This is a genomic window from Promicromonospora sp. AC04, from assembly GCF_003058225.1.
Taxonomy (GTDB): Bacteria; Actinomycetota; Actinomycetes; order Actinomycetales; family Cellulomonadaceae; genus Promicromonospora.
The window spans coordinates 460969-487367 of the sequence record NZ_QBUG01000005.1 but is presented as its reverse complement, the minus strand read 5'-3'; the positions used below and the strand labels follow the sequence as shown (position 1 = coordinate 487367).

The 26399-nt window shown below is 72.8% G+C and carries 24 protein-coding genes; 16 read left to right on the top strand and 8 right to left on the bottom strand.

Features of this window, described 5'->3' with window-relative positions; translation table 11 throughout:
* The first annotated feature begins 241 nt into the window (after window positions 1-241).
* The 6 genes from C8K30_RS31270 to holA all read left to right on the top strand — a co-directional run bounded on the left by C8K30_RS31270 (window position 242) and on the right by holA (window position 7319).
* Window positions 242-1171, top strand: coding sequence for a ComEA family DNA-binding protein (locus C8K30_RS31270; RefSeq protein ID WP_233257208.1), 930 nt, complete (start codon window positions 242-244; stop codon window positions 1169-1171).
* Window positions 1168-3687, top strand: coding sequence for a ComEC/Rec2 family competence protein (locus tag C8K30_RS16265; protein ID WP_108493924.1), 2520 nt, complete (start codon window positions 1168-1170; stop codon window positions 3685-3687). The genes C8K30_RS31270 and C8K30_RS16265 overlap by 4 nt, the downstream gene beginning before the upstream one ends.
* 241 nt (window positions 3688-3928) lie before the next feature.
* On the top strand, window positions 3929-4720 hold the full coding sequence (locus tag C8K30_RS16260) for a hypothetical protein (RefSeq protein WP_108493923.1): 792 nt from the start codon (window positions 3929-3931) through the stop codon (window positions 4718-4720).
* 14 nt (window positions 4721-4734) lie between these two features.
* Window positions 4735-5415 (top strand): N-acetylmuramoyl-L-alanine amidase, encoded by a 681-nt coding sequence (locus tag C8K30_RS16255; protein ID WP_146197504.1) that lies wholly within the window; start codon window positions 4735-4737, stop codon window positions 5413-5415.
* On the top strand, window positions 5415-6239 hold the full coding sequence (locus C8K30_RS16250; protein WP_108493921.1) for a neocarzinostatin apoprotein domain-containing protein: 825 nt from the start codon (window positions 5415-5417) through the stop codon (window positions 6237-6239). Before C8K30_RS16255 ends, C8K30_RS16250 begins: the two co-directional genes overlap by 1 nt.
* A 72-nt stretch (window positions 6240-6311) precedes the next feature.
* A complete protein-coding gene (gene holA / locus C8K30_RS16245; protein WP_108493980.1) occupies window positions 6312-7319 on the top strand; it encodes a DNA polymerase III subunit delta in 1008 nt (335 codons plus the stop codon).
* Window positions 7320-7392: 73 nt separating this feature from the next.
* Here the strand turns inward: holA and rpsT are convergent, their stop codons facing one another.
* Entirely contained in the window at window positions 7393-7653 is a 261-nt protein-coding gene (gene rpsT, locus C8K30_RS16240) for a 30S ribosomal protein S20 (RefSeq protein WP_108493920.1), read from the bottom strand.
* 244 nt (window positions 7654-7897) lie between these two features.
* Here rpsT and C8K30_RS16235 point away from each other — a divergent pair, with 244 nt between their 5' ends.
* Window positions 7898-9019 carry a calcium:proton antiporter gene (locus tag C8K30_RS16235; protein ID WP_108493919.1) on the top strand — a complete coding sequence of 374 codons (1122 nt, stop codon included), beginning with the start codon at window positions 7898-7900 and terminating at the stop codon, window positions 9017-9019.
* A gap of 68 nt (window positions 9020-9087) precedes the next feature.
* Here C8K30_RS16235 and C8K30_RS16230 read toward each other — a convergent pair whose 3' ends face one another.
* The 4 genes from C8K30_RS16230 to C8K30_RS16215 form a co-directional block, all read right to left on the bottom strand.
* Window positions 9088-9639 carry a type II toxin-antitoxin system PemK/MazF family toxin gene (locus C8K30_RS16230; protein WP_108493918.1) on the bottom strand — a complete coding sequence of 184 codons (552 nt, stop codon included), beginning with the start codon at window positions 9637-9639 and terminating at the stop codon, window positions 9088-9090.
* A 104-nt stretch (window positions 9640-9743) separates the two neighbouring features.
* Window positions 9744-10175, bottom strand: a complete 432-nt coding sequence (locus C8K30_RS16225) for a type II toxin-antitoxin system PemK/MazF family toxin (RefSeq protein WP_108493917.1) — start codon at window positions 10173-10175, stop codon at window positions 9744-9746.
* 42 nt (window positions 10176-10217) lie between these two features.
* The gene (locus C8K30_RS16220; RefSeq protein ID WP_108493916.1) at window positions 10218-11009 is read right to left on the bottom strand and encodes an alpha/beta fold hydrolase; all 792 of its coding nucleotides are present in this window, start codon (window positions 11007-11009) and stop codon (window positions 10218-10220) included.
* A gap of 283 nt (window positions 11010-11292) precedes the next feature.
* Window positions 11293-12180, bottom strand: a complete 888-nt coding sequence (locus tag C8K30_RS16215; RefSeq protein ID WP_108493915.1) for a phosphotransferase — start codon at window positions 12178-12180, stop codon at window positions 11293-11295.
* 191 nt (window positions 12181-12371) lie between these two features.
* Here C8K30_RS16215 and C8K30_RS16210 point away from each other — a divergent pair, with 191 nt between their 5' ends.
* From C8K30_RS16210 to C8K30_RS16200, 3 genes are read left to right on the top strand one after another with little or no spacing between them, the layout of a single operon-like run.
* A complete protein-coding gene (locus C8K30_RS16210) occupies window positions 12372-14021 on the top strand; it encodes a circularly permuted type 2 ATP-grasp protein (RefSeq protein WP_108493914.1) in 1650 nt (549 codons plus the stop codon).
* The gene (locus tag C8K30_RS16205; RefSeq protein ID WP_108493913.1) at window positions 14015-14944 is read left to right on the top strand and encodes an alpha-E domain-containing protein; all 930 of its coding nucleotides are present in this window, start codon (window positions 14015-14017) and stop codon (window positions 14942-14944) included. The genes C8K30_RS16210 and C8K30_RS16205 overlap by 7 nt, the downstream gene beginning before the upstream one ends.
* A complete protein-coding gene (locus C8K30_RS16200) occupies window positions 14941-15792 on the top strand; it encodes a transglutaminase family protein (protein WP_199230515.1) in 852 nt (283 codons plus the stop codon). Before C8K30_RS16205 ends, C8K30_RS16200 begins: the two co-directional genes overlap by 4 nt.
* Before the next feature lie 3 nt (window positions 15793-15795).
* Here C8K30_RS16200 and C8K30_RS16195 read toward each other — a convergent pair whose 3' ends face one another.
* A complete protein-coding gene (locus tag C8K30_RS16195) occupies window positions 15796-16536 on the bottom strand; it encodes a maleylpyruvate isomerase N-terminal domain-containing protein (protein WP_108493912.1) in 741 nt (246 codons plus the stop codon).
* Between the two features lie 240 nt (window positions 16537-16776).
* Here C8K30_RS16195 and C8K30_RS16190 point away from each other — a divergent pair, with 240 nt between their 5' ends.
* The 6 genes from C8K30_RS16190 to C8K30_RS16165 all read left to right on the top strand — a co-directional run bounded on the left by C8K30_RS16190 (window position 16777) and on the right by C8K30_RS16165 (window position 24827).
* Window positions 16777-18165 (top strand): hemolysin family protein, encoded by a 1389-nt coding sequence (locus C8K30_RS16190; RefSeq protein ID WP_108493978.1) that lies wholly within the window; start codon window positions 16777-16779, stop codon window positions 18163-18165.
* Window positions 18162-19193, top strand: coding sequence for a CNNM domain-containing protein (locus C8K30_RS16185; RefSeq protein ID WP_108493911.1), 1032 nt, complete (start codon window positions 18162-18164; stop codon window positions 19191-19193). Before C8K30_RS16190 ends, C8K30_RS16185 begins: the two co-directional genes overlap by 4 nt.
* Window positions 19194-19339: 146 nt before the next feature.
* On the top strand, window positions 19340-21220 hold the full coding sequence (lepA, locus tag C8K30_RS16180) for a translation elongation factor 4 (RefSeq protein ID WP_108493910.1): 1881 nt from the start codon (window positions 19340-19342) through the stop codon (window positions 21218-21220).
* Window positions 21220-22608 carry a radical SAM family heme chaperone HemW gene (hemW, locus tag C8K30_RS16175; protein WP_108493909.1) on the top strand — a complete coding sequence of 463 codons (1389 nt, stop codon included), beginning with the start codon at window positions 21220-21222 and terminating at the stop codon, window positions 22606-22608. The genes lepA and hemW overlap by 1 nt, the downstream gene beginning before the upstream one ends.
* A 129-nt stretch (window positions 22609-22737) precedes the next feature.
* Window positions 22738-23799 (top strand): hypothetical protein, encoded by a 1062-nt coding sequence (locus C8K30_RS16170; protein ID WP_108493908.1) that lies wholly within the window; start codon window positions 22738-22740, stop codon window positions 23797-23799.
* 92 nt (window positions 23800-23891) lie between these two features.
* Window positions 23892-24827: a hypothetical protein gene (locus tag C8K30_RS16165; RefSeq protein WP_108493907.1), complete on the top strand. Its 936-nt coding sequence runs from the start codon at window positions 23892-23894 to the stop codon at window positions 24825-24827.
* Between the two features lie 126 nt (window positions 24828-24953).
* On the opposite strand, the gene C8K30_RS16160 is transcribed toward C8K30_RS16165, so the two are convergent.
* Together C8K30_RS16160 and C8K30_RS16155 are read right to left on the bottom strand one after the other, a co-directional pair.
* On the bottom strand, window positions 24954-25493 hold the full coding sequence (locus tag C8K30_RS16160; protein WP_108493906.1) for a DUF4870 domain-containing protein: 540 nt from the start codon (window positions 25491-25493) through the stop codon (window positions 24954-24956).
* A gap of 24 nt (window positions 25494-25517) precedes the next feature.
* Window positions 25518-26381 (bottom strand): DUF3097 domain-containing protein, encoded by an 864-nt coding sequence (locus tag C8K30_RS16155; RefSeq protein ID WP_108493905.1) that lies wholly within the window; start codon window positions 26379-26381, stop codon window positions 25518-25520.
* Between the last annotated feature and the right edge of the window lie 18 nt (window positions 26382-26399).

The window sequence follows — 26399 nt, the reverse complement described above, 5'->3', positions numbered from 1 at the left end:
CACAGGCGGGCCACAGGGCCCGGTCGAGGGGCGCGGCGCGCGCATAGCGTCCTGAGTCATGCAGCCAGAGACCGCACAACAGCGCCGCCCCGACCCCTGGCCGTTCGGCCCGGTGCGCGGGCCGAGCGGCCCGGCAGCTCCGCCGTTCGCCGAGCCTGAAGCTCGTCCACCGACCGAGCCTGAAGCTCACTCGCCGATAAGGCCGGACGCTCGCTCGTCCGTTCAGCCGGAGGTTCGCCCGGTGGACGGGTGGGCCGCTCACCCGTCCACCGAGTCGGCCGGCGCCGACGCCGGCGACGCGGCCCGGGCCGACGAGCTGGTGGCGCGCCTGCGCGCCCGGCGGTTCGCCACGGGCGTGGCGGCGGCGTACGCGGCCGCGCACGGCCACCCGGTCGACCCGCGGGGCGAGCACGGTGCCCGCCGGTGGGCCCTGACCGGCACGACGGCGGTGGTCGCCGTCGTGGCCGTGCTCCTGCTCGGGGTGGGTGTGGCGGCGCTCTCGATGCGCGGCGACGGCGTCGAGCCGCTCGCCTCGATGAGTGCGGATGAGGGGCCCGCGGACGAGGCATCTGCGGGCGAGGGAGCCGCAGGGGAATCGGCGAGTCCGTTCGCCGGGAGCGGTCCGGGTCCGGCCGGGTCGGCCCAGCAGTCGGGTGCAGCCGGTCCGGATGCGGCAGCGGGCGCAGCCGCGTCAGGCGGCGGCCTGCTGGTGCATGTGGTCGGGGAGGTGGCCAGGCCAGGCCTGGTCACCCTGCCCGACGGCGCCCGGGTAGCCGACGCCGTCAAGGCCGCCGGGGGTGTGACCCGCAAGGCCGACCTGACCGCCGTGAACCTGGCCCGAACGGTGGTCGACGGTGAGCAGCTGTATGTGCCGAAGCCGGGGGAGTCCCTGCCCGGAGCGTCTGTGCCGGGAGCGTCGGTGCCGGGTGCGGGCGGGCAGGGCGTTTCGGGCGGTCGACCCGGGGCAAGCGGGGGCGGCGTCGACATCAATACCGCGGACGCTGCAGCACTGGAGGCGCTCCCCGGCGTCGGGCCGTCGATCGCGCAGGCGATCGTCGAGTGGCGCGAGACGAACGGGCCGTTCGCGAGCGTGGACGAGCTGGAGGACGTACCGGGTATCGGCCCGGCCACCCTGGACGAGATCCGCGCCGCTGCGCGGGTGGGGCCATGATCGACCTGCGGATGGTGCCCGCTGCCCTGGCCGTCTGGGTCGCGGCGTGGCTGCTGACGGGGCCGGGTGCGGCCTGGAGCGGCTCGGCGACAGGGCTGGTCGCGGCGATCGTTGCGGCCGCATACCTGGCCATGGTGGTCGTGGCGGCCTGGTCGCGACGCGGCGCGCCGCCTGCCGCCGAACCTGGCCCACTGCCCGCCGCGCCGCTCGCAACCGAGCCCGCCGTCGGGCCCGGAGTCGCGCATACCGTTCTCGCTGCCGCGTGCGTCCTCGCGGTCACGGCCTCCGCACACGTTCAGCTTGCCGGCCGTGCCCCGCTCGCAGGCCTCGCCGAGCAGCGGGTGACCGCGACGCTCACCGGCGTCGTGGCCTCCCAGCCCGAGCTGTTCTCCTTCGCCCCGAGCACCCCGAGCACCCCGAGCACCCCGAGCGCCCCAAGCACCCCGAGCACTCCGAACATTCCGAGCGCCCTAAGCGTTCCGAGCACCCCAGGCGCGAGTAAGCATCGCTGGGTACTGGCCGCCCGTGCGGTGGACGCCGGGGGCGTCGAGTCGGCGGCGCGAGGGCACGTACAGGTGCTGTCGAGCGCCGCGCCCCGATACGGGGCAACGGTGACCGTGTCGGGCGCGCTGCGGCCGGCCGATCCTGGCGCGGCGGAGACCGCGCGCCTGACGGCCGATGCCACTACCGAGATCCGCGCACCGCCGTCGGCGCTCCGCGTGCTCGATACCCACCGCGCGGCGCTCCTCGACGTGACCGACCCGCTGTCCCCGCAGGCGCGCGGGCTTGTGCCGGGCGCGGCGATCGGCGACACCTCGCGTCTCCCGGACGGTCTGGCTGAGGAGATGAGAGCTTCCGGCCTGTCCCACATCACCGCCGTCTCGGGCGGCCACTTCGCGGTCGTCGTAGCCGCCCTGACCCTGCTCTGCTCGACGGCCCGGCTGCCGAGGCCGGCCAGGGTGCTCCTCGTCGCGCTCGTGTCGCTCGCCTTCGTGCTGCTGGTCCGGCCCGAACCGGCCGTGCTCCGGGCAGCGGTCATGGCGGCGTTCGGGCTGGCGGGCGTAGCGATCGGCCGGCCGTCGCAGTCGGTCCCGGCGCTCGCGGCATCGGTCGTCGGGCTGCTGGTGGTCGACCCGTGGCTGGCCCGCTCCTTCGGGTTCGCGCTGTCTGCCGCGGCGACGGCGGGGCTGGTGCTGCTCGCGGCGCCGCTGGCCGCGCGGCTCGCGCCCTGGGCCGGGGACGCCGCCGCGTTCGCCCTGGCGGTCCCGCTCGCCGCACAGGCCGCGTGCGGGCCGGTGCTGGTGCTGCTCGACCCCACGGTGTCCACGGTGTCCGTGCTCGCGAACCTGCTGGCGGGGCCGGCGCTGGTCCCGGCCACGGTGCTCGGGCTGGTCGCCGCGGTCCTCGCGCCGTGGCTCCCGGCTGTCGCCGGGCTCGTGGCCTGGGTGGCGAGCGGTGCGACGTGGTGGATCGCCGCCGTCGCCCACTGGTGCGCGGCTCTTCCTGGTGCCACCGCCCCCTGGCTGGGCGGGCCGGCGGGCGCGCTCCTGCTGGCCGCGCTCACCGGGGTAGCCCTGTGGGCGGTGCTGCGGCGCGCCCCGAGGCCGGGCTGGCCCGAGTCGTGGCGCGCGGCGGTGCGTTCCGGCCTCCGCGAGGCGCTCGCCGCACGACGGCGAAGGCTCAGCCGGACGCGGTTCGTCGCGCTCCTGGCGGCGGCCTCGGCGGCGGCGCTGGTCATCGCCGTGGCGGTCCCGCGTCTGGCGGCCCGCTCAGGGGTGCCGACGGACTGGCAGGTGGCGGCGTGCGACGTCGGGCAGGGGGACGCGCTGGCGCTGCGGACGGGGCCGGCGTCGGCGGTGGTGGTGGACGTGGGGCCGGACGGGCCCGCTGCGGGCCGCTGCCTCGACCGGCTCGGCGTCGCGCGGGTGGACCTGCTCGTGCTCAGCCACTTCCACGCGGACCACGTGGGTGGCCTCGGGCCGGTCCTCGCCGGGCGCGAGGTCACGGCGGCGCTCGTGTCCCCGGTGCCGGAGCCCGCGGCCAACGCCGCGGCGACCGAGGCGGCACTCGCCGCAGCCGGCGTGCCGGTGCGGGCCGCGCGGACCGGCGACCAGGGCGCGGCAGGGACCCTCGCCTGGCGGGTGCTGCTGGCGGGCGCGGGCGAGGGGGCGAACGACTCGAGCGTCGTGCTCGCCGTCCGGGCCGCCGGGCTGGACGTGCTGCTGCTCGGCGACCTGGAGGACGCGGGCCAGGCGGCGCTGGTCCCGCTGGTCGGCCGCGCCGACGTCGTGAAGGTGGCCCACCACGGGTCCGCTGTGCAGTCGCGGGCGCTCGCGGAACGACTGCGTCCGGCGGTGGCACTCGTCTCGTCGGGCCGGGGCAACGAGTACGGCCACCCGACGGACGAGGCCCTCGACCTGTACGCGGGCGTCGGCGCAGCCGTGGTGCGCACCGACGAGTGCGGCACGGTGGCGCTCGTGGTGCGCGGAGGGGAGGTGTCCCTGGCCGGCTGCTGACCGCCCTGCGCCTGGGTCGTGGTGGTCCGGGCGCCGCGCCCTCGGCCCGGGTTGCAGTGGCCCAGGCGCCGCACGTCCTGCGCCCGGCTCACGGCGGCCCAAAGCGCCGCTGGCCCTGCGCCGGGCCGTATCGGCGCAGGTCCGCAGCGGGTGCCACACTTTGCGAAACGTTGCGGATCCTGGCAGCGGCCTTAGCGTGGGTGATGACAGGGAGTTCCGTCATCACGTACCAGGGGGCTTCGTGATCGATCTGAAACTGACCGCCCGGCGATATCGCCGGATCATCGCGGTGACCGCAGCGGTCGCGCTGCTCGTTCCGGCCGCTGCGTTCAGCGCCGCAGGCAAGGACCAGGCCACCGCCCAGCTCGAGCTCCGGCAGGAGCTGCTGGGCGAGTCGCTCGTCACCGACGTCTCCGAGGCCGACCAGACGGTGCGGGTCGACGTCGCGCAGGACCCGGCGGCCGCAGGGAAGTGGCTCGACGAGTCGGCGGAGGTGCTGGACGGCTGGACCGTCGTCGTGGGCGGGATGGACAAGAAGTCGGGCAAGGAGCGCGCCGAGCTCGACGCCGAGGCGGTGGCGGACGACCCGGTGTCGCCCGACGAGACCTGCCCGGACGTCCCCGAGGGGCCGCGTTCCGACGACGGCGGCACCACGCCCTACCTGGGCTGCGGCCCGAGCGCGGGCGTCCACGCCACCGCGCGGACGGTCGAGGGCAGCTCGTCCGGCACCACGCTGGCGAAGGCGGTCGACGAGGTCCTGGCGTCCTACCTCCCCGGCGCGAACCTGCCGCACACCAAGGTGCGGATCGCCAAGGGCGAGGCGACGGTCGACGTCGCCGCCGGGTTCGAGCAGGCGCTGTCCGACGCCGGGGTGTACCCGGGCGACGTCTGGCAGGCGCTCTTGTTCACGGCGCACAGCAACGGGGCCATCAACTCGGTGAGGTTCACGCTCGACGGAGACTGTCTCGCCTTCGCGTACGCGACCGGCGGGGACATGTGCGCCTCGACCGACCTGCCGATCGACCTGGGTTGACGGGGATGCGCGCGATGATTCGCAGGCTCGTGTCCGTCCTCGCGGTCCTCGTCCTGGGCGCCGGCGGGTTCCTTGCCGCGGCCCCGACCGCGGCCGCCGACGTGACGTACGTGCCGGACAGCTGGAACGGCAAGGTGGTCTACCTGTCCCAGGCGTGCCACGACCGCGGCGACACGGTGTGCCACACCAATACCGGCTGCGACGGGTTCAGCGAGAACGCGAACTCCTACGCGGTGGCGGTCTCCGCGGCGACACAGCAGGACCCCGACCACATGAACCTGCTGGAACGGGGCTACAAGGTGGTGCGCGGCAACGGCCTGACGAGGACGAACATCGCGAACTCGAACCGGTTGGGCGCGGACCTGCACCTGCCCATCCACTCCAACGCGATCAGCGAGTCGTGCGAGTCGGGGTTCTCGGCGGAGCGGTACGGCACGCACGTGATGTACGTGTCGGCGGCCGGCGGCAACTGCGCGCAGATCATGAACGTCCGCGTGGGCGCGAGCAGCCCGGGCACCAACGACGCCCGCCAGTACCGCACCGACCTGGGCGAGCTCAACCAGACCAACGCCGTCGCCTGTTACCTCGAGCAGGAGTACCACGTGTGGGACAAAGGAGTGAGCTGGATGCGGAACCGTGGTGCCTGGTCCTGGCGGATCGCGCTCAGCATCGACGTCTACCTGGGTTACCCGTGATGCGCGCGCGCCTGCTCGCGCCGGTTGCCGCCGTCGTGCTCCTGCTGGCCGCGTGCACCGCGGCCCCGGGGGCCCCGGAGACGCAGGAGACCGGGGCGACGAGCACACCCGAGGCGAGCCCGACGGCGTCGGACGGCCCGGCAGGTCAGGACGACCCGACCATCACCGTCCGGGCCACCGGTAGTGCCTGGCTGGTGCGCGGCACGGGCTTTTCGGGCGGCAACCAGTACCTGGTCCAGTGCACGGGCGGCACGACGGCGGGCGCGAGCGCCCTCGACGACTGCGACATGTCGACCAGCGAACAGGTGGTCGCGGACGAGGACGGCCGGATCTCGGCGACGCGGCAGGCGAGGGCGTTCGTCAACGTCGGCGCTGTCTCCGAGGTGGACTGCACGGGCGACCCGTGCACGCTGGCCGTCGCGGACCTGTCGGACCGGGTGCTCGCGGCGGCACCGGCCCCGCTGCCCGGCGGGGCGGAGCCGCCGGACGCGCCGACGCTCGAGCTGTCCGAGCAACAGCTCGACGGCGACGACGGCCGCGTCACCGTGACGGGGAAGGGCTATGCGCCCGGTGCGGCCGTACGTATCGTGCAGTGCGCCACGGCAGCGGGCGGCGGCGTGGACGGGGACAACTGCCTGTACGACGACGGGAAACGGGTGGTCGCCGATCGCTCGGGCTCCGTGGTCACGCGGCTCCCGGTGAAGCGGGAGATCCAGCTCGTCGGCGGGGGTGCGGTGGACTGCGCCGACGCGGGCGCGTGCGTGATCGCGAACGCGTGGACCGACGGCGGGCGGATGGCGCTGGCCGACCTGCTCTGGGAGTAGCTCCCTGGCTCTGGGGTAGTTCCGAGGGCCGCTCTGGGGGTGACTGTCGGTGGTGCGTGGCAGGCTGTGTCCGTGCCTCCCGCGACCAAGCGCCGTACCGCCACCGCTCCCTCCGGCCGTAGCTGGGACGAGCCCACGGTGGCTCCGATCGTGCTCGTGCGCGGGGCCGAGCCGCTCCTGACGGAGCGGGCGGTGGACGGCGTCGTGCGGCTCGTGCGAGAGCGCGACCCCGAGGTCGAGAAGGTCGAGCTGGAGGGGGCGACGTACGGCAGGGGCCAGCTGATGGTCGCGGCGAGCCCGTCCCTGTTCGGCGAGGCCAAGGTGGTGGTGGTCCGGTCGACGGAGTCGGGCACCGAGGACCTGATGGCCGACCTCATCGCGTACGTCAGCACGCCGGACGAGGAGACCACCGTCGTCGTGGTGCACGGCGGCGGGCAGCGCGGCAAGAAGATGCTCGACACCATCACGGGCTCGGGCGCGCCGGTCATGGTCTGCGAACCGGTGACGAAGGATGCGGAGAAGGCGTCGTTCGTGGTGGGGGAGTTCAAGGCCGCACGGCGGCGGGCCGACGCCGAGGCCGTGCGCGCCCTCGTGGACGCCCTCGGCAGCGACCTGCGGGAGCTCGCGTCGGCCTGCGCGCAGCTGATCGCCGACACGACGGGCACCATCACGGCCACCACCGTGGACCGGTACTACGGCGGTCGAGTCGAGGCCACGGGCTTCCGGGTGGCCGACGCCGCGGTGGACGGCGACGCCGGTGGCGCCGTCGCCCTCCTGCGGCACGCGCTGGACACGGGTCTGGATCCGGTGCCGATCGTCGCGGCCCTGGCGCTGCGCCTGCGGAACCTGGCGAAGGTCGCCTCGATGCGGGGCGGCGGGCTCTCGGCGCGGGACCTGGGCATGGCGCCCTGGCAGGTGGACCGCGCCCGCCGGGACCTGCGCAGCTGGACGCCGGAGGGCTTGGCGACGGCGATCTCCGCCGTCGCGCAGGCCGATGCCGACGTGAAGGGTGAGGCAAGGGACCCGGTGTTCGCCGTGGAGCGCGCGGTCATGACGATTGCGCGCTCCCGCCGCTCCTGACGGCGCTGGACGGCTCCGGGCACACGAAAGACGCCGTCCGCCCGAGGGGCGAACGGCGTCCGACGAAGTGGGCTCAGAGAGCCGCGACCGACTTCGCGATGGCCGACTTGCGGTTCGCGGCCTGGTTCGCGTGGATGACGCCCTTGGCGACAGCCTTGTCGAGCTTGCGCGACGCGGTGGCAAGGGCGACCGTCGCGGTCTCCTTGTCGCCGGCTGCGACGGCCTCGCGCACCTTGCGCACCTGGGTCTTCAGCTCCGACTTGACGGACTTGTTGCGCAGACGAGCCTTCTCGTTCGTCTTGATGCGCTTCATCTGGGACTTGATGTTTGCCACGAGTGGACTTCCTGGTGTGTTCGCCTTATGGCGAGCGGATAGGTCGTAGAGGGCGGTCGCAGTTCCGGGACTGGGGTGGGGACCCGTGGAGAGGAGCTGCGACTGTGCCCGCCGACCTGGGCGGACACGCGACCTCCAAGATTACCAGAGGCCCGGGCGCCTCGTGGAGCGGGCTGGGTGTGACACCGGCTACGGCCGCCGTCGGCCCCGAAACGTTCTGATGAGGCACCTTAGAATCCGACCCATGAGGACCAGGACGCTGAGAGGCCGCTTCCAGTGGACCATGGTGGTCCCGATCCTTGCCCTGGTGCTCCTCGTGGTCACGTGGAGCAACCACGACCATCCGGCGATCCTGGCTGCGATCGGCGCGGCGCTGGTCGGCGCGGTGCTCGCGGCGGTCCACCACGCGGAGGTGGTGGCGCACAAGGTCGGCGAGCCGTTCGGCTCCCTCATCCTCGCGGTGGCGGTGACCGTTATCGAGGTGGGGCTGATCCTGATGCTGATGAGCAGCGGCGGCGACGCGGCGAGCACGTACGCCCGCGACACGGTCTTCGCCGCCGTGATGATCACGTTCAACGGGATCGTCGGGCTCTCCCTGCTCGTGGGGGCCAGCAAGCACCACCTGGTGAGCTTCAACGCCTCGGGCACCGGGTCGGCGCTGGCCACGGTGGTCGCGCTGGCCACGGTCACCCTGGTCCTGCCCCGCTTCACGACCTCGGCGGACGGCGGCGCCTACACGGCCTTCCAGCTGGGCTTCGCGGCCGTGGCGTCGGCGCTGCTCTACGGGGCGTTCGTGTTCACGCAGACGGTGCGGCACCGCGACTTCTTCCTGCCCGTCTCCAGCGACGAGTACGGCCGGGTCACGGGCCTCCTCGACGAGGACGGCGACGACCACGCCGACCCGCCCCCCGTCAGGGAGGCCTGGTTCAGCGTCGCGCTGCTCCTGGTCTCGCTGGTCTCCGTGGTCTTCCTGGCCAAGATGCTCTCCCCGACCATCGAGCACGGGGTGGAGGCGGCCGGCCTGCCCTACGGCGTCGTCGGTGTGGTGATCGCGTTCCTCGTGCTCGCGCCCGAGTCGATCGCCGCGGTCCGCAACGCCCTGCGCGACCGCGTGCAGACCAGCCTGAACCTCGCCTACGGCTCCGCGATGGCGTCGATCGGCCTGACCATCCCGACCATCGCCGTCGCGATGATCTGGATGGGCGGGCCGCTCACGCTCGGCCTCGACCCGACGCAGATCGTGCTGCTCGCGGTCTCGGTGGTGGTGGCGATGCTGAGCATCGCGCCCGGCCGGGCCAACACGCTGCACGGCGTGGTGCACCTGGTGCTGCTGGCCGCGTTCCTGGTGGTCTCGGTCCAGCCCTAGCCCCGGTCGAACGCGTCAGACCCCAGGTCACCCGAGTGATCCGAGGGCCTGACACGTCGGGCGGAGCGTCAGAGCGCGGCCACGACGTCGTCGAAGACCGCCCGGTCCAGGATGGCGCCCTCGCGGCGCACGGCGTCCGGGTGGATGCGGATCACGCGGTTGAGGCGCACCTCGGAGGGGCGGCCGGAGCTGTCCCAGGAGCCGGTGCCGATGTCCATCCAGGTGCGGCCGGCGCGGGCCTCCTGCTCGGCGTCGCGGTCATGGTCCTGGCTGGTGAGCTGCAGCGCGAGGAGCCAGGGGCCGTCGTTGCCCACGATCAGCACCGGCCGGTCCTTGCCCTGGCTGTGATCTTCTTCATAGGGGACCCACGACCACACGACCTCACCGGGGTCGGGCTCGCCGTCCAGCTCGGGGCGGTAGACGGGCTTGACGCGTCCCTCGAAGTCGCCGGGGTAGCCGTCGGTCTCGGGGAGGTCGCGGCCCGACGCCGGGCGGGGCGCCCGCGGCTTGGGCCCGGATGCGGGCCGGTCGCCGCTCGGGCGGTCGTCCTGGTCGAAGGCGGCGCGCGCGACGGCCTCGACGACGTCGCCGAGCAGCTTGATCCACGGGTTCTGAGTCACGGACGGCAGGGTAGCCCGGCGTCGTCCCGCAAGCAGAGCGGGCCGACGCCGGGCGGTGCCGACCAGGGCGGATCAAGCCCGGATCAGGCCCGATCAGGGCCGGATCAGGTGAGGTCGAGCGCCCGGTCCATGTACTTCACGACGTCGTTGAAGACGTCCTCCGCCAGGATGTCGCCCTCGCGGCGCACGTCGTCGGGGTCGATGCGGATGACGCGGTTGATGCGGACCTCCGAGTCGCGGCCCGAGCTGTCCCAGCGCCCGGTGCCGACGTCCATCCAGATGCGGCCGGCCCGTGCCTCCTGCAGCGCGTCGCGGTCGTGGTCCTGGCTGGTGAGCTGGAGTCCGAGCAGCCAGGGACCGTCCTTGCCCACGAGCAGCACGGGGCGGTCCTTGCCCTGGCTGTGGTCCTCCTCGTACGGGACCCAGGTCCAGACCACCTCGCCGGGATCCGGGTCACCGTCCAGCTCGGGGTTGTAGATCGGGTGGACTTCACCGTCGAAGTCGCCGGGGTAGCTGTTGTCTGATGCGAAGGTCACGCCCGAAACCGTACCGGAACGGGTGAAGTGCACATCCGACCCTTAACCGGCGCATGCCCGCGCGAACGCCGCGAGCTCCGCGGCCATCGGCTCCGGCTCCCAGCTGTGCATCGCGCCCGGCAGCTCCTTCTCCGCGCCCTGCTCGACCGACGCCACGATGCTCGCCGCCGCCACGGGCATCTCGGGGAAGGTCGCCGTCCCGTACATGGCGAGCACCGGGACGGTGATGTCGAGGGTGCCGTCCTCCAGCGCCTGCTGCGCCCACGCGAGCGACTGCGCGTCGGCGCGCTGGCTTCGCGACGACTTCGCGCTCTCCGGCCAGTCCGGCGCGGACTTCATGCCCGCCAGCCACTCCGGCGGCATGTCCTCCATGTACTTCTCGGTGGCTCCCACGTAGTCCTCGGCGTCGAGGTGTCGCAGGATCTCGTCGGCCCAGGTCCGGGTCTTGTCGGCGGGCTCGCCCAGGGGTGCCTCCCAGAGGGCGAGGCCGTCGACGGGTAACCCGGCGTCGGCCGCCGCGAGCGAGATGGAGCACCCGGAGGAGTGGCCGCACAGCACGGCGGACCCGCCCGCTACGTCGATCATCGCGGCGACCGCCGCGAGCTCGCGCTCCAGGTCGAGCCGACCGTCGGCGGGGCTCTCCCCACGCCCGAGCCGGTCGAACACGACGGCGGTCAGCCCGGCGTCGGCGACGAGCCGCGCCGTGGGCGTGGTGATCGGGTCGACTGCACGGTACGGCCCGGCGCCGGCGACGAACACGAGCGCGGGGCCGGAGCCTCCGTACAGGTCGTAGGCGACACGGTCGCCCTGGCTGGTGGTGGCGTAGTGAGTCATGCCCTATAGGACGACGACGGCGCCCCGGACTCATCGGTTCAGCGCCCAGCAGGCCTCAAGATCGGTCCTTTGCTGGGCGATCAGTCTGAGGTCGGTCGTTTGCTTCGAGATCGGTCAATTAATGGACCGATCTCGATGCAAACGACCGATCTCGTTCGGGGAGTTCAGCAAGGGACCGATCTCGTTCGGGGAGTTCAGCAAGGGACCGATCTCGTTCGGGGAGTCCAGCAAGGGACCGACCTCGCTCGGGGAGTTCAGCAAGGGGCCGATCTGGGCCGCGGGGTCAGTCCGTCAGGACCGTGGCTATCCGGTTCTGGCATGCCCGGGCGAACTCCGGCCAGCGGTCCCAGTAGTACGGCAGCCCGATCACCGCCTGGACCAGCACCCAGCCGCGCCCGCGCTCCCAGGCGTCGTCGGGATCGGTGAGCCCGTCGGCGGCCGCCGCGCGGAAGGCCGCGCGTTCCGCGCCGGCGAACTGGGTCCAGGCGGGGATCAGGTCGGCGGCCGGGTCGCCGATGCCCACACCGCCCCAGTCGATGACGGCGGTCATGTTCCCGCCGTCGGCCAGCAGGTTGCCGGGCAGCAGGTCACCGTGGATCCAGCAGCGGTCCGACGCCGGGCGTGCGCCCAGCGCCTGGTCCCACGCCTTCGTCACGGCGCGGCCGTCGATGCGGGTACCGGACGCGGCGATGGCGGCGCGGACGTCGTCGTCGAGCCGGGCGAGCGGGACGCCGCGGGACGTGCCGTCCTTGACCGGGCCGCCCGCCGTGCTCACCGCGCGGAGCGCCACGACGAACTCGCCGAGCTGCCGGGCGGCGCCGGGTCCGAGCTCGCCGACGGCGGGTGACGCGCCGTCGAGCCAGGGCGTCACCGACCAGCGGAACGGGAAGCCCGCGCCGGGCTCGCCCACCGCCTCGGGCACCGGGAGCCGGAGCGGCAGGTGCGGCGCCAGGAGCGGGAGCCAGCGCGCGTCGTTGGTCGCCTGGTCCTGGGCCCAGGCGATCTTGGGCATGCGGACCAGCAGCTCGTCGCCGAGCCGGAACAGGTGATGGTCCGTGCCGCCCGCCGGGCCGGGCGTCACGGGGAGGTGCGCCCAGTGCGGGAACTGGTCCGCGACCAGGCGGCGGACGAGATCAGGGGTGGAGACGATCTCGTCGTCGTGCAGGCTCATGCCGAGAACCGTGGCACCGGCACGGACCGGCGGGCCAGCGCTTTTCGAGCGACGCGCCCGGCCGGCGCGCCGAGCTGCCGCGTCGAGCCGGGGCCGCCCGGCTCCGGCGTCGAACCGCGGACCGCGGACCGACACCGACCTGAAACACGCCCGGAACCGGTACGTCTTAACCATCGACCTACAGTTCGGACATGACAGACCTGTTCGATGGATACCCCCTCCAGCAGGCCTTCGACGAGATGCTGGACCGCGACGGCGTGCTGCGGTCCTGCTACGAGCAGGTGCACGGCAGGCTCACCCGCCTGACGGCCGACGAGGTGGCGTCGCGGGCGGACGCCCTCGCGCGCTCGTACCTGGCGCAGGGCGTGACCTTCGACTTCGCGGGGGAGGAGCGTCCGTTCCCCCTGGACGTGGTGCCCCGCGTCATCGAGAAGGATGACTGGACGGACATCGCGCTCGGCGTCCAGCAGCGGGTCCGGGCCCTGGAGGCGTTCCTCGACGACGTCTACGGCGCGCAGCAGGCGGTCAAGGACGGCGTCGTGCCGCAGCGCCTCATCCAGTCGAGCTCCGACTTCCAGCGGGTCGCCGCGAGCATCCGCCCGGCCGGCGGCGTGCGCTGCCACGTGAGCGGCATCGACCTGGTGCGCGACGAGGCGGGCCAGTACCGCGTCCTGGAGGACAACGTCCGGGTCCCGTCGGGCGTGAGCTACGTGGTGAGCAACCGCCGGGCCATGGTCCGCACGTTCCCCGAGCTGTTCAGCCGGCTGCGGGTGCAGCCCGTCGTCGACTACCCGCAGCGGCTGCTGGCCGCCCTCGTGGCGAGCGCGCCCGACGGCGTCCCCGACCCCACCGTCGTGGTGCTCACGCCGGGCGTCTACAACTCCGCGTACTTCGAGCACAGCCTCCTGGCCCGGCTCCTGGGCGTGGAGCTGGTCGAGGGGCGCGACCTGTACACCAAGGGCGGCCGGGTCTACATGCGGACCACGGAGGGCTCGCGCCGCGTCGACGTCATCTACCGGCGGGTCGACGACGAGTGGATCGACCCCGTCGAGTTCCGCGGTGACTCCATGCTCGGCGTGCCCGGCCTGGTGGGGGCCGCGCGGCTCGGGAACGTCACGCTCGCGAACGCGATCGGCAACGGCGTCGCAGACGACAAGCTCGTCTACACCTACGTACCCGACCTGATCCGCTACTACCTGGCCGAGGAGCCCGTGCTCGCGAACGTCGACACCTGGCGCCTCGAGGATCCCGAAGCCCGTGCCGAGGTGCTCGACCGCATCGACGAGCTCGTCGTGAAGCCCGTCGACGGCTCGGGCGGCAAGGGCATAGTGGTGGGGCCCAAGGCCACGCGCGCCGAGATCGATGCGGTGCGGAAGCGGATCATCGAGGACCCGCGCGGCTGGATCGCGCAGCCCGTGGTGCAGCTCTCGACAGGGCCGACGTTCGTCGACGGCGCCTTCCGGCCGCGCCATCTGGATCTGCGCCCCTTCGCCGTGAACGACGGCTCGGACGTCTGGGTGCTGCCCGGCGGCCTCACCCGGGTCGCGCTCCCGGAGGGGCAGCTCGTCGTGAACTCGTCCCAGGGCGGCGGGTCCAAGGACACCTGGGTGCTGGAGGCGGGCGCCGAGGCCCGTCCGGCGGCTCCGGCTCCCGTAGAACGGCGGCCCGCGAGCGCCCGGCCGCAGGAGCCGCCGGCCGGCGTGCCCCGGGCGACCAACCCGGACGACGCGGCTGCGAACCAGCAGCAGCAACAGCAGCAGCAGGTCTCGACGGCGCCGCGGGCTGAGCCTGTCGAAACCAGGGTCTCGACAGGTTCGACCACCGGAGGTGCCGCATGCTGAGCCGGATCGCGGAGTCGCTGTTCTGGATCGGCCGGTACGTCGAGCGGGCCGACGACACGGCGCGGATCCTCGACGTGCACGTGCAGATGCTGTCGGAGGACCCGTGGGCGGACGAGGCCACGGCCTGCCGGTCCCTGCTCGCGATCATGGACCATCCGGCGGGGCCCGACGACGGCGAGGTGAACCGCGACACCGTGCTGCGGCTGCTGGCGCACGACCGGGAGAACCCGTCGTCGATCGCCGGGTCGCTGCTCGCGGCGCGGGAGAACGCGCGCCGCGCTCGCGAGATCGTCTCGACCGACCTGTGGGAGTGCCTGAACACGACGCGCAACACGCTCCCGTCGCATGCGCGCCGGGGGCCGCACGAGTTCTTCTCGTGGGTGCGGGAGCGGGCGGCCGTCGTCGCGGGGCTGATGGAGTCGGCGACGCCGCGCGACTCGACGTGGCACTTCATGGTGCTGGGCCAGGCGATCGAGCGGGCCGACATGACCGCGCGCCTCATCACGACCCAGGCCCGGCTCGGGACGGGTGGGCCCGGCTGGAACACGCTGCTGCGGTCCTGCGGTGGGTACGAGGCGTACCTGCGGGCGTACCGCGGCCGGGCGTCCGACGCCGACGCCGCGGGCTTCCTCATCCTCGACCGGCTGTTCCCGCGGTCGATCGTCTACGCGCTGCACGCCGCGGAGCGGGCGCTGCGCGAGCTGGAGCCGGTGGAGGGCAGGCACGCGGTCTCCGACGACGCCCGCCGGGCCCTGGGGATCATGCGCTCCGAGCTGGAGTTCGCCCGGCTCGGCGACCTGCTCGCGGACCTGCCGGACGCCATGGAGCGCGTGCAGGTGGCGTGCACGCGGGCGAGCGGCGCGATCAAGCACCGGTACTTTCCGGCGGTGGCCACGACGGCCTGGGTGGAGGAGGCGCTGTGACGCTGCTGAGGGTGGTCCACACGACCCGGTTCGACTACGCGTCGCCGGCCACGGACTCGTACAACCAGGCGCGCATGCGGCCGATCCAGGACGCGCGCCAGACGGTGCGCTCGGCGTCCCTGGTGATGTCGCCCACCACCTGGTCCGCGGACCACACCGACTACTGGGGCACGAGCGTGACGGCGTTCGAGATCCTGCGTCCGCACAGCCAGCTCAAGATCGTCGCGGAGGCGCTGGTGGAGGCCTCCGGGTACTCGGCGGGCGGCCGCCCCGCCGGGGACGTGCCCGGGTGGGAGGACCTGGCGAGCGAGCCGGTGCTGGACAAGCAGGCGGCGTTCCTCGCGGAGTCGCCGGTGACCATGCCGCCGTCGGACCTCGGGGCGCTCGCGCTGGAGGCGGCCGGCGGGCTGGACCCGGACCGGGCGGCCGAGGCGATCTGCCTCGCGGTGCGGGAGCGGCTCGAGTACGTGCCCGGCGTGACCACCGTGCACACGCCCGCGGTCGAGGCGTGGGAGGCGCGCAAGGGCGTGTGCCAGGACATGGCGCACCTCGCGCTCGGCGCGCTGCGCTCGGTCGGCATCCCCGCGCGTTACGTGTCCGGGTACGTGCATCCCGAGCCGGACGCCGGGGTCGGCGAGCAGGTGCGCGGCGAGTCGCACGCCTGGGTCGAGTGGTGGACCGGCGAGTGGGTCGGCTACGACCCCACGAACCGGGTGTTCGTGGGCGGCGACCACGTCGTGGTCGGGCGCGGGCGCGAGTACGGCGACGTGCCGCCGTTCAAGGGTGTCTATGCCGGCGCCGGTTCGTCGACGCTGGCGGTGACGGTGGAGATCACGCGCCTCGGGTAGCGGCTACGGCACGATCGGCTCCGCCAGCGCCGCCTCGAGGTCGGCGTGGTCACCCTGCACGGTGAGCCCCGCCTCGGCGGGCGTGAGGCGGCGCCACAGCGTCAGCGCGAGACCCTCGGCGGGCCCGGAGACGACGACGTCGGGCGTCACCTCGTCCGCGCGCTCGCCCGGGGCGCCGAGCACCCAGGTGGGCGAGCCGTCGACGTCGGTCGCCACGAGGGCGACCTGGAGGCGCAGCGGCGCCATGCGGCCCAGCCCTGCCTGGCGGGGCTGGAGCACGGTGACCACCTCGTCGACGGTGTCGGCCCACACCTCGGGCTCGGCCTCGGCCAGGCCGATCGAGCCCGTGCCGGCGATCGCGGCCCGCAGGTCGTGCAGGTGCACCAGCGTCTCGTGGGTCTGTCGGCGGTGCCAGAACCGCACCGGGCCGGGGCCCATCGGCTTGGGATGGGTGAGCACCCGGCCGGTCGCGTCGGGGTCGAGCTCGGCCAGGGCCTGACGCAGGGTCGCGGCCTGGGCGGCGTAGTGCGCCTCGAGGTCGAACGGCCCGTCCCCGAGGGGCGCACCCCGCTTCGCCCGCGCCTGCCCGGCGGCCCAGTAGTGGACGCCGGCGAGGTGCTCGACCAGCTCGCGGACCGTCCAGTCGCCGCAGGCGGGAACTCGCGCGTCAGGGTCTGCGCGGGGTACCGCGGCGAGGAAGCCGGCTTGGAGCCGGGCCAGCAGCGACAGGTGGTCGAGGGTCATGTGCCGAAACGTACCGCGCGCCACCCACACCGCAGCAGGTCGCGCAAAGCAGTACGGCTCACGTGCGATGTGGAACCGTAGGATCACGCCCGTCGTTCTCCACGCGGTGCGCCCCGCGCACCCGGCCGGAGATCTTCGGCCCGAGACCGAACAGCACCACCAGCGAAGGATCATGGACCCCGACAGTCATAGTCCCGGCCCGCAGGCACGTCTCCGCACCACCGAGCGGAGGTGGTGGCGTTGAGCTGGGTGGTCTCCCTCCTGCTGGGGGTGCTGGTGATCCTGGCGATCACCGCCGTGACGGGCTACTTCGTCGCGCAGGAGTTCGCGTACATGGCGGTCGACCGGGCGCGGCTCGCGACCCGCGCCGAGGCCGGCGACGCCGGGGCGCGACGCGCGCTCGGCGTGACCCGCCGAACCAGCTTCATGCTGTCGGGGGCACAGCTCGGCATCACCGTCACGGGCCTGCTCGTCGGCTACGTCGCCGAACCGCTCGTCGGCGAGGCGCTGGGCGAGGCCCTCGGCGGCGTCGGGGTGCCGGTGGGCACGGGCGTCGCGGTGGGCACGGTCCTCGCGCTCCTGTTCTCGACGCTCGTGCAGATGCTGTTCGGCGAGCTCGTCCCGAAGAACCTCGCGATCGCGCGTCCGGAGCCGGTGGCACTGTGGCTCGCCCGCTCGACGACGGCTTACCTCGCGGTCTTCGGCTGGCTGATCAAGGTGTTCGACGCCGCGTCCAACGCGCTGCTGCGGCTGCTGCGCATCGAGCCCGTGCACGACGTCGAGCACTCGGCGACCGCCCGCGACCTCGAGCACATCGTGGCCGACTCGCGTGCCAGCGGTGACCTGCCCGGGGACCTGTCGGTGCTGCTGGACCGCATCCTCGACTTCCCGCGGCAGGACGTCGAGCACGCCATGATCCCGCGCGCCCGCGTCGGCGTGGTGCACGCCGGGGACACGCTCGCGCAGCTGCGCGAGCTGATGGCCGGCGGCCACTCCCGTTACCCGGTGGTGGACGACGACGGCGAGGTGGTCGGCGTCGTGCATCTCGCCGACCTGCTGTCGGCAACCCCCGGGACGGCGTCCGTCGCGGACCTGCTGCGCCCCGCGCTCGTGCTGCCCACGACGATGGCGCTGCCGGACGCCCTGCGGGAGCTGTCGGTCACGCACAACCAGATGGCGTGCGTCGTCGACGAGTACGGCGGGTTCGCCGGAGTGCTCACCGCCGAAGACCTCGCCGAGGAGCTGGTCGGCGAGATCACCGACGAGCACGACGACGAGATCGACCCCGTCACCGCGGCGTCGGACGGGGTGTGGGTCATGGCGGGCGACGTCCACCTGGACGAGGTGGAGCGTGCCGTCGAGCGCGACCTGCCGGACGGCGACCACGAGACGATCGCGGGACTGGCGATCGCCGTGCACGGCTCCCTGCCTGCGGCGGGCGACGTCGTCGACGTCCCGCTGCCCATCGACCCGGCAGGCCTCGTCGCGCCGGAGCCGCCGCCGGACGAGGTGCTCCGGATCGAGGTGCTCGACGTGGAGCGGCACGTGCCGTCCCACGTCCGGGTCACCGTCGTCGAGGCGGAGACCGCATCAGCACACGCCGAGATCAAGAGCAAGGAGACCCGATGAGCAACCCCTGGGTGGTCCTCGCCGCGACCGTAGTCATCATCGCGCTGAGCGCGTTCTTCGTGGCCGTGGAGTTCGCGCTGCTCGCGGCCAAGCGACACCGCCTGGAGGACGCCGCGGCCACGAGCCGCTCCGCCAGGGCCGCGCTGCGCAGCGCCAGCGAGCTCACGGTGCTGCTGGCCGGTTCCCAGCTGGGCATCACGGTCTGCACCCTGGCGCTGGGCGCCATCACCAAGCCGGCCGTGCACCACTGGCTGACGCCCGTGTTCGAGACGTGGGGCGCGCCGTTCTGGGCCGCCGACGTCGCGGGCTTCGTGCTGGCCCTGGTTTTCGTCACCTTCTTGCACCTGGTCGTGGGGGAGATGGCGCCCAAGTCCTGGGCGATCGCCCACCCCGAGGCCAGCGCGACGATGCTGGCACTGCCGATGCGGGCGTTCATGGCCCTGACCCGGCCGGCACTCCTGGCGCTCAACGGCGCGGCGAACTGGTGCCTGCGGCGCGTGGGCGTCGAGCCGGCGGACCAGGTGGCGACCGGGCAGGGCCCCGACGACCTGCGGCACCTCGTGGAGCACTCCGCCAGCGTCGGTGCGCTCGACGTCGCCTACTCCGCCCAGCTCTCCGGCGCGCTGGACCTGCGCCGCCTGACGGTCGAGGACCTGCTCGCCGACCACGCGGCCCCGGCCGCCGTCGGGCACCATGCGACGGCCGCCGAGGTGCAGGAGGCGTCCCGGGCCTCGGGCCACCTGCGGATCATCGTGCAGGGCGACGGCGGTCGGCCGGACGGCGTCGTGCACGTGCGCGACACGCTCCTGTTGGCCGACGACGCGGCCGTCACCGACGTCACCCGGCCCGTCTTCGAGCTGGCCGCCGACGTGCCGCTGCACAGCGCCCTGACGAGCATGCGGGAGACGGGCAACCACCTCGCCGTCGTCCCCAGGCCATACGGCTCCGCTGCGCACTACGGCGTGGTGACCCTCGCCGACGTCCTCCGTAGCCTCTTCCCCCGCACGGTCGCCCCCCGCCCCGCCTGACCCTGACCCGTTGAGTGCTGGATATTCGCCCGTTCACGCGGCCGCGCAGGGCGAATATCCAGCACTCAGCGAGCAGGAGGGTGCTCGTGTCGGACGTGGGAGAATGGGGGCTGGTCCTTCCACCCTGACGACGGAGCGAGAACGCTTTGCCCATCCCCGGTCCTGCGCTCACGGCGCGCATCCAGCCGAATGCCACCGCGCCCGAGCTGATCCGCAACTTCTGCATCATCGCGCACATCGACCACGGCAAGTCCACGCTCGCCGACCGCATGCTCCAGCTCACCGGCGTGGTGAGCTCCCGCGACATGCGCGCGCAGTACCTGGACCGGATGGACATCGAGCGCGAGCGCGGCATCACCATCAAGTCGCAGGCGGTGCGGATGCCGTGGGCCCTGGCGGACGACGCCGGCGTGCTGACGCCCCACGCCCTGAACATGATCGACACCCCCGGCCACGTCGACTTCACCTACGAGGTGTCCCGGTCGCTGGCCGCGTGCGAGGGTGCAGTGCTGCTGGTCGACGCAGCGCAGGGCATCGAGGCGCAGACCCTGGCCAACCTGTACCTGGCCATGGAGAACGAGCTCGAGATCATCCCGGTCCTGAACAAGATCGACCTGCCGGCGGCGCAGCCGGAGAAGTACGCCGAGGAGCTCGCGAACCTCGTGGGCTCCGACCCGGAGGACGTCCTCAAGGTCTCCGGCAAGACGGGCGTGGGCGTCGAGGACCTGCTCGACCGCATCGTGCAGCGCGTGCCGGCCCCGACCGGTGACCCGGACGCCCCGGCCCGCGCCATGATCTTCGACTCCGTCTACGACACCTACCGCGGTGTGGTGACCTACGTGCGGGTGATCGACGGCGACCTGAACCCGCGCGAGAAGATCGCGATGATGTCGACGAAGGCCACCCACGAGCTCCTCGAGATCGGGGTCAGCTCGCCCGAGCCGCACCCGGCCAAGGGCCTCGGCGTCGGCGAGGTCGGCTACCTGATCACGGGCGTGAAGGACGTGCGCCAGTCCAAGGTCGGCGACACCGTGACCAACGCGGCCAAGCCCGCAACCGTGGCGCTCGACGGCTACAGCGACCCCAAGCCCATGGTCTTCTCGGGTCTGTACCCGATCGACGGCTCCGACTACCCGATCCTGCGCGACGCCCTGGACAAGCTCAAGCTCAGCGACGCCGCGCTCAACTACGAGCCCGAGACGTCGGTGGCCCTCGGCTTCGGCTTCCGGGTGGGCTTCCTCGGCCTGCTGCACCTCGAGATCGTGCGCGAGCGGCTGGAGCGCGAGTTCAACCTCGAGCTCATCTCCACGGCCCCGAACGTCATCTACGAGGTGACGATGGAGGACAACACGAAGGTCGAGGTGACCAACCCGTCGGAGTTCCCCGGGGGCAAGATCAAGGAGGTCCGCGAGCCCGTCGTCAAGGCCACGATCCTCACCCCGAGCGAGTTTGTGGGCGCGGTCATGGAGCTCTCGCAGTCCAAGCGCGGCGACCTGCAGGGCATGGACTACCTCTCCGCGGACCGCGTCGAGCTGCGGTACCACCTGCCGCTCGGCGAGATCGTCTTCGACTTCTTCGACCAGCTCAAGTCCAAGACCCGGGGGTACGCGTCCCTCGACTACGACACGAGCGGCGACCAGGTCGCCGACCTCGTGAAGGTCGACATCCTGCTCCAGGGCGAGCACGTCGACGCGTTCAGCTCGATCGCGCACCGCGACAAGGCGTACTCGTACGGCGTCATGATGACCGCCAAGCTCAAGGAGCTCATCCCGCGCCAGCAGTTCGAGGTGCCGATCCAGGCCGCCATCGGCGCGCGCGTGATCGCCCGCGAGACCATCCGCGCCATGCGCAAGGACGTGCTCGCCAAGTGCTACGGCGGCGACATCAGCCGGAAGCGCAAGCTGCTGGAGAAGCAGAAGGAGGGCAAGAAGCGCATGAAGAACATCGGCTCCGTCGAGGTGCCGAAGGAGGCGTTCATCGCCGCGCTCTCCTCCGACTCGGACGGCCCCAAGGACAAGAAGAAGTAGTGCCCGCTCTCCCTTCCGGCATTCCCGTGCCCGACGACGGCGGGCTGCCCGCCTGGGTGCGGCCCTCGCCGGCCGGTTCATCGCTGGTCGAGCCGGTCGAGACCTCCTCCGGGTCTCGACCTGCTCGACCGGCGGACCGCCCGTTCGGCGTCTACGTGCACGTCCCGTTCTGCACGGTGCGCTGCGGGTACTGCGACTTCAACACGTACACCGCCGCCGAGCTCGGCGGCGGTGCGAACCAGGCCGCCTACGCGACCACGTCCCTCCTGGAGGTCGATCTCGCGGCGAAGGTGCTGGCCGACGCCGGCCGGTCGCCCGCCGCGGTCTCGACGGTCTTCTTCGGGGGCGGCACCCCGACGATGCTGCCCGCGGAGGACCTCGCCCGGGTGCTAGGCGGGATCAGGGACGCCTGGGGCCTGGCCGACGGCGCCGAGGTCACCACCGAGGCCAACCCGGACTCCGTCACGCCCGAGTCGCTGCGGGTCCTGGCCGACGCCGGGTTCACGCGCGTCTCGTTCGGCATGCAGTCCGCGGTGCCGCACGTGCTGGCGACGCTCGAGCGCACCCACGACCCGCTGCGCATCCCCGACGTCGTGCGGTGGGCCCGGGACGCCGGGCTGGACGTGTCCCTGGACCTCATCTACGGCACGCCCGGCGAGTCCCTGGAGGACTGGCGCACCAGCGTCGAGACGGCGCTGGCCACCGGCGTCGACCACGTGTCCGCGTACGCGCTGGTGGTGGAGGCCGGAACCAAGATGGCCGCCCAGGTGCGCCGCGGCGAGGTGGCGCTGCCCGACGAGGACGACCAGGCCGCGAAGTACGAGCTGGCCGACGACCTGCTCACCGAGGCGGGCCTGCGCTGGTACGAGGTGTCGAACTGGTCCCGTGCGGGGCACGAGTGCCGGCACAACGTCGGCTACTGGCGCGGCGACGACTGGTGGGGCGTGGGGCCGGGCGCGCACAGCTATGTGTCCGCGCCCGCCGCTGCGACCGACGCTGCCGCAGACCCTGACGTCGGGGAGACGCCCGCCGGCGTCCGCTGGTGGAACGTGAAGCATCCCCGCGCCTACGCCACGCGGCTGGAGGCCGGGCACAGCCCGGGCGCCGGGCGCGAGCTGCTCACCCGCGAGGAGGCTCACCTGGAGCGCGTGATGCTCGGCGTGCGGCTGCGGGACGGGCTCGATCTCGGCGTGCTCTCGCCGTCGGGCCGCACCGCGGTCGCGGGCCTCGTGGCGCGCGGGCTGCTCGACGGCCGGGCCGCGCTCGGCGTCGGCGGAGGGGACGGCGCCGGCGAAGGGCGCAGCGCCCGCGAGGAGCCCGCGCGCGCGGTGCTGACCCGCCGCGGACGCCTGCTGGCGGACGCCGTCGTACGCGACCTGACCGCCTGATATCCGGTGCCCGTTATCTGGGCTAGAGTTCCGAATGGTTTGTTTGCGCAGTAGGCGAAATCGTCGATATCTTGTGCCGATCAACACCGTTTCGAGGCGACGTAAGTGCGCCTGACGAGGGGCACGCGAATGAGCAACACCTACGGCGGCTGGGCTCCGCAGGATCCAGACCGTGGGCAGCACCCCTACGCCGGACAGGATCCCCGGCGGGCGCAGGACGCCGACCCTCGCGGACAGCAGCAGCCGGCGCGCGACCCGTACGGTCAGGACCCGCAGCCGTACGACCCGTACGGCCCGCGCGACCCCTACGGCCGCCCCGCCAACCCGTACGGGCGGCCTGACTACCAGCCCCAGCAGCAGCCGGAGCAGCGGGACCCGCAGCCCGGCGTGTGGGGCCAGTCCCAGAGCCGCACGCAGGTCCCGCAGCAGCAGGGCGGCTACCAGCAGCCCGGCTACCAGCACCAGTTCCCGGAGTACCCGGCCGCGCCCGGCGCGGAGCGGCAGCCCGACGCCGAGCCGCCGACGGTCGGCAACGCGTGGCGCTGGGCCTGGGGCGCGTTCGGCGCCAGCTGGGGCACCTGGGTGCTGATGAGCCTGCTGCTCGGCATCGCGCAGATCGCCGTCATCCTCCTGTTCAGCCCGTCCACCATGGACGGGCTGATGAACGCCGCCGACCCGGCGGCCGTCGACGCCGCGCAGGCCGCGGGGCAGACGCTGGAGGCCAGGGCGCTCGGCGCCGCAGGCACGGCGGTCTCCTTCCTGCTGCAGGCCCTCCTGTACGCCGGCGCGCTCGCGGCGACACGGACCCGCAAGGCAGCCTTCCGCGACTTCTTCATGCTGCACGGGTTCGGCGGCCTCGTGGCGTACTCGGTGATCGTCGGTGCGCTCGGGTTCGTGAGCACGGTGGTGCCCATGGTGGGCCTGCTGGTGCAGGTCGTCTGCACGCTGCTCCTGCTCCCGGTGCCCTTCCTGCTGCTCAAGGGCGTCGGTTTCGGCAAGGCCGTCGCGGGCGGCATCGGGCTGGTGCTCACCCACCTCGGGACCACGCTCGCGGTCTTCGGGATCTTCGCCGGCCTGGCCGTCGCGTCGATCTTCACGTGCGGGATCGGGCTCGTCGTCGTGGCTCCGGCGATGCTCCTGGTGGGGGCATATCTCGTCCAGCGGTGGACCGGCGACTCCGTCCAGGCCTGACCCGCGAGTAACAACTCGGTAGTTCCACATGCGGGCATGCGGAGAAAGAGTGAAGGTGGCCTCGGATCACTGACCAGTGAAAAGGGGATCACATGAGCGAGAACACTCCGCAGAGCCCGTACGGGCCGAACGCGGGCGGGCCGACACCACCACAGAACCCGGCCGGTCCCACGCCGCCGCCGGGTGGACCTACCCAGCCGCCGCCGGGCGGACCCACGCCGCCTCCCTATGGCGGCGCGACCCAGCCGCCCGGTTATGGCACCGCGGCCCAGCCGCCCGCTTACGGCGGTCCGGGCGGGCCCTACGGGACGCAGCCGTCCGGCCCGTTCGGCGTCGGCGAGGCGCTGAGCTACGGGTGGAACAGGTTCACCGGGAACTGGCTGTTCTGGGTCCTGTTCGTGCTGCTCACGTTCGCCGTGGGCGCCATCTTCAACGCGGGCTCGATCGGCGACTACCAGGAGATCAACGAGGCCGCGATGCGCGGCGACATCAGTACCGGGGCGGCAGTCGGGGTGAACTTCGGCAGCTCGCTGCTCGGGCTGGTGGGCTCCCTGCTCAGCTCGGTGCTCGGGGCGCTCGGGATCAATGCTGCGCTGCGTGAGGTCTCCGGCGAGAAGGCGACCTGGGGCACGCTGTTCAAGGTCAACTCCTACGGGATGATCATCCTCACGGCGCTCCTGCTGTTGGCCGCTGGCATCGTCGGTATTTTCACGTGCGGCCTTGGCCTCATCGCCCTGGCGATCTTCGCGCCGTTCACCTACCACAACGTGGTGGACAAGGGGATGAACGCGTGGGAGGCCTTCACCTCGTCGTTCCGCCTGGTGGGCCAGAACTTCGGCGCGGTGTTCCTGCTGGAGCTCGCGCTCCTGGGCATCAACATCGTGGGCGCGATCCTGTGCGGGCTCGGCCTGTTCATCACGATCCCGCTGTCGCTCGTCGCGCTGGCCTTCGCGTTCCGCCGCCTCACCGGCGGTCCGGTCGCCGCGCTCCCGATCGGCCCGGCAGCGGCCGGTCCGGTCGCGGCCTGACGCCCCGGCCGCCGTCGGCCAAGAAATGACCATGCACCTGCTGCCGGCCGGAATCCCGGATCTGGCAGCAGGTGCATGGTCATCTTGTTGCCCGACGGCGGTCGGGCCGACGACGGCGGTGCCGGCCTACTTCACGAAGCGGATGTTCACCGGGTAGCGGTAGGGCGCGCCCTTACCGTTCGCGACGGCCGCCAGGATCATGAACACGATCGCGGCGATGAACGCCAGGTACACGATCCCGCCGATGCCGAACGTGACCGCGGTGATGATCGCGGCGGCGATCAGCGCGATGACCAAGGTGATCTGGAAGTTCAGCGACTCCTTGGCCTCCTGGTCCACGAACCGGCTGCGGTCCTTGAGCACCAGCCAGATCACCAGCGGCGCGATGAACCCCAGCAGGAACGGGCCGATCTGGGCGAAGACCGACCACATGCGCTCGTCCGACGGGTTGAGCGGCTGGGGCTGGTACTGCCCGCCCGGGCCATAGGCGGGGCCGGGCTGACCGGGATAGGGCTGGCCCGGCTGAGGCTGGCCCGGATAGGGCTGCTGGCCCTGGTAGGGCGCCGGACCGGGCTCGGCCGGAGCATCGGACGGACCCGGCTGCGGCTGCTGAGGCGGCGGACCAGGCTGCTGAGGAGACTGCGGCTCCTGCGGGTTCTCGGACATGGGCTCAACCGTAGAGGCTGCACCTCACGACGTGGTCACGAAATCGATAAGTTCTTCGACCCGGCCGAGCAGGGCCGGGTCGAGGTCCCGGAAGTCGCGCACCCGGCCGAGGATGCGCTGCCAGCCGCGGGCGACGTCGGCCTGTGTCTCGGCAGGCCAGCCCAGGGAACGCAGGATGCCGAGCTTCCACTCCGTGCCCCGGTCGATCACGGGCCAGCGGTCCAGGCCGAGCCGCTCGGCGCGCACCGCCTGCCACACGTCGACGTAGGGGTGGCCCAGCACCAGCACGGTGCCCTGCGGTACGTGGCGCAGCGCCTCGTCGGTGAGCCGCTGCTCCTTCGACCCGGGGACCAGGTGGTCGACCAGCACGCCGACGCGTCGCTCGGCGTCGGGCCCGAACTCGGCGAGGCGTTCGGCGAGGTGGTCCACGCCGTCGAGCATCTCGACCACCACGCCCTCGACGCGCAGGTCGTCGCCCCAGACCTTCTCCACGAGCTCGGCGTCGTGCCTGCCCTCCACCCAGATGCGGCTGCCGCGCGCCACGCGCGCCCGGGCGCCGTGCACCGCCACGGACCCGGAGGCCGTGCGGGTGGGCTGGGCGGGGGCCCGGTTCAGGACTGGCGCGGTGAGCACGACCGGCTTGCCCTCCACCCAGAAACCGGGGCCGAGCGGGAAGGTGCGGGTGCGGCCGCGGCGGTCCTCCAGGACCACCACGTGCATGCCGCCCGACTTCTCGACGCGGACCACGGCGCCGACCCAGCCGGTCTCGACCTCCTCGACCACGAGGCCCTGCTCGGCGGGCGTGGGCAACGACGTCGGCCGTCGCCCACGCTGCGCGCCGGGAAACGCGGGGGACAGCACATCGGGACCGTACCGTTCGTCGAACACGCCGCGAGCCTAGATTGG

Bases quoted from the DNA above. Each gene is read 5' to 3' on its own strand.
- C8K30_RS16265 (WP_108493924.1), top strand. From the start codon at position 1,168: ATGATCGACCTGCGGATGGTGCCCGCTGCCCTGGCCGTCTGGGTCGCG.
- C8K30_RS16255 (WP_146197504.1), top strand. From the start codon at position 4,735: ATGATTCGCAGGCTCGTGTCCGTCCTCGCGGTCCTCGTCCTGGGCGCC.
- C8K30_RS16250 (WP_108493921.1), top strand. From the start codon at position 5,415: ATGCGCGCGCGCCTGCTCGCGCCGGTTGCCGCCGTCGTGCTCCTGCTG.
- C8K30_RS16235 (WP_108493919.1), top strand. From the start codon at position 7,898: ATGAGGACCAGGACGCTGAGAGGCCGCTTCCAGTGGACCATGGTGGTC.
- C8K30_RS16220 (WP_108493916.1), bottom strand. From the start codon at position 11,009: ATGACTCACTACGCCACCACCAGCCAGGGCGACCGTGTCGCCTACGAC.
- C8K30_RS16215 (WP_108493915.1), bottom strand. From the start codon at position 12,180: ATGAGCCTGCACGACGACGAGATCGTCTCCACCCCTGATCTCGTCCGC.
- C8K30_RS16210 (WP_108493914.1), top strand. From the start codon at position 12,372: ATGACAGACCTGTTCGATGGATACCCCCTCCAGCAGGCCTTCGACGAG.
- C8K30_RS16205 (WP_108493913.1), top strand. From the start codon at position 14,015: ATGCTGAGCCGGATCGCGGAGTCGCTGTTCTGGATCGGCCGGTACGTC.
- C8K30_RS16195 (WP_108493912.1), bottom strand. From the start codon at position 16,536: ATGACCCTCGACCACCTGTCGCTGCTGGCCCGGCTCCAAGCCGGCTTC.
- C8K30_RS16185 (WP_108493911.1), top strand. From the start codon at position 18,162: ATGAGCAACCCCTGGGTGGTCCTCGCCGCGACCGTAGTCATCATCGCG.
- C8K30_RS16170 (WP_108493908.1), top strand. From the start codon at position 22,738: ATGAGCAACACCTACGGCGGCTGGGCTCCGCAGGATCCAGACCGTGGG.
- C8K30_RS16165 (WP_108493907.1), top strand. From the start codon at position 23,892: ATGAGCGAGAACACTCCGCAGAGCCCGTACGGGCCGAACGCGGGCGGG.
- C8K30_RS16160 (WP_108493906.1), bottom strand. From the start codon at position 25,493: ATGTCCGAGAACCCGCAGGAGCCGCAGTCTCCTCAGCAGCCTGGTCCG.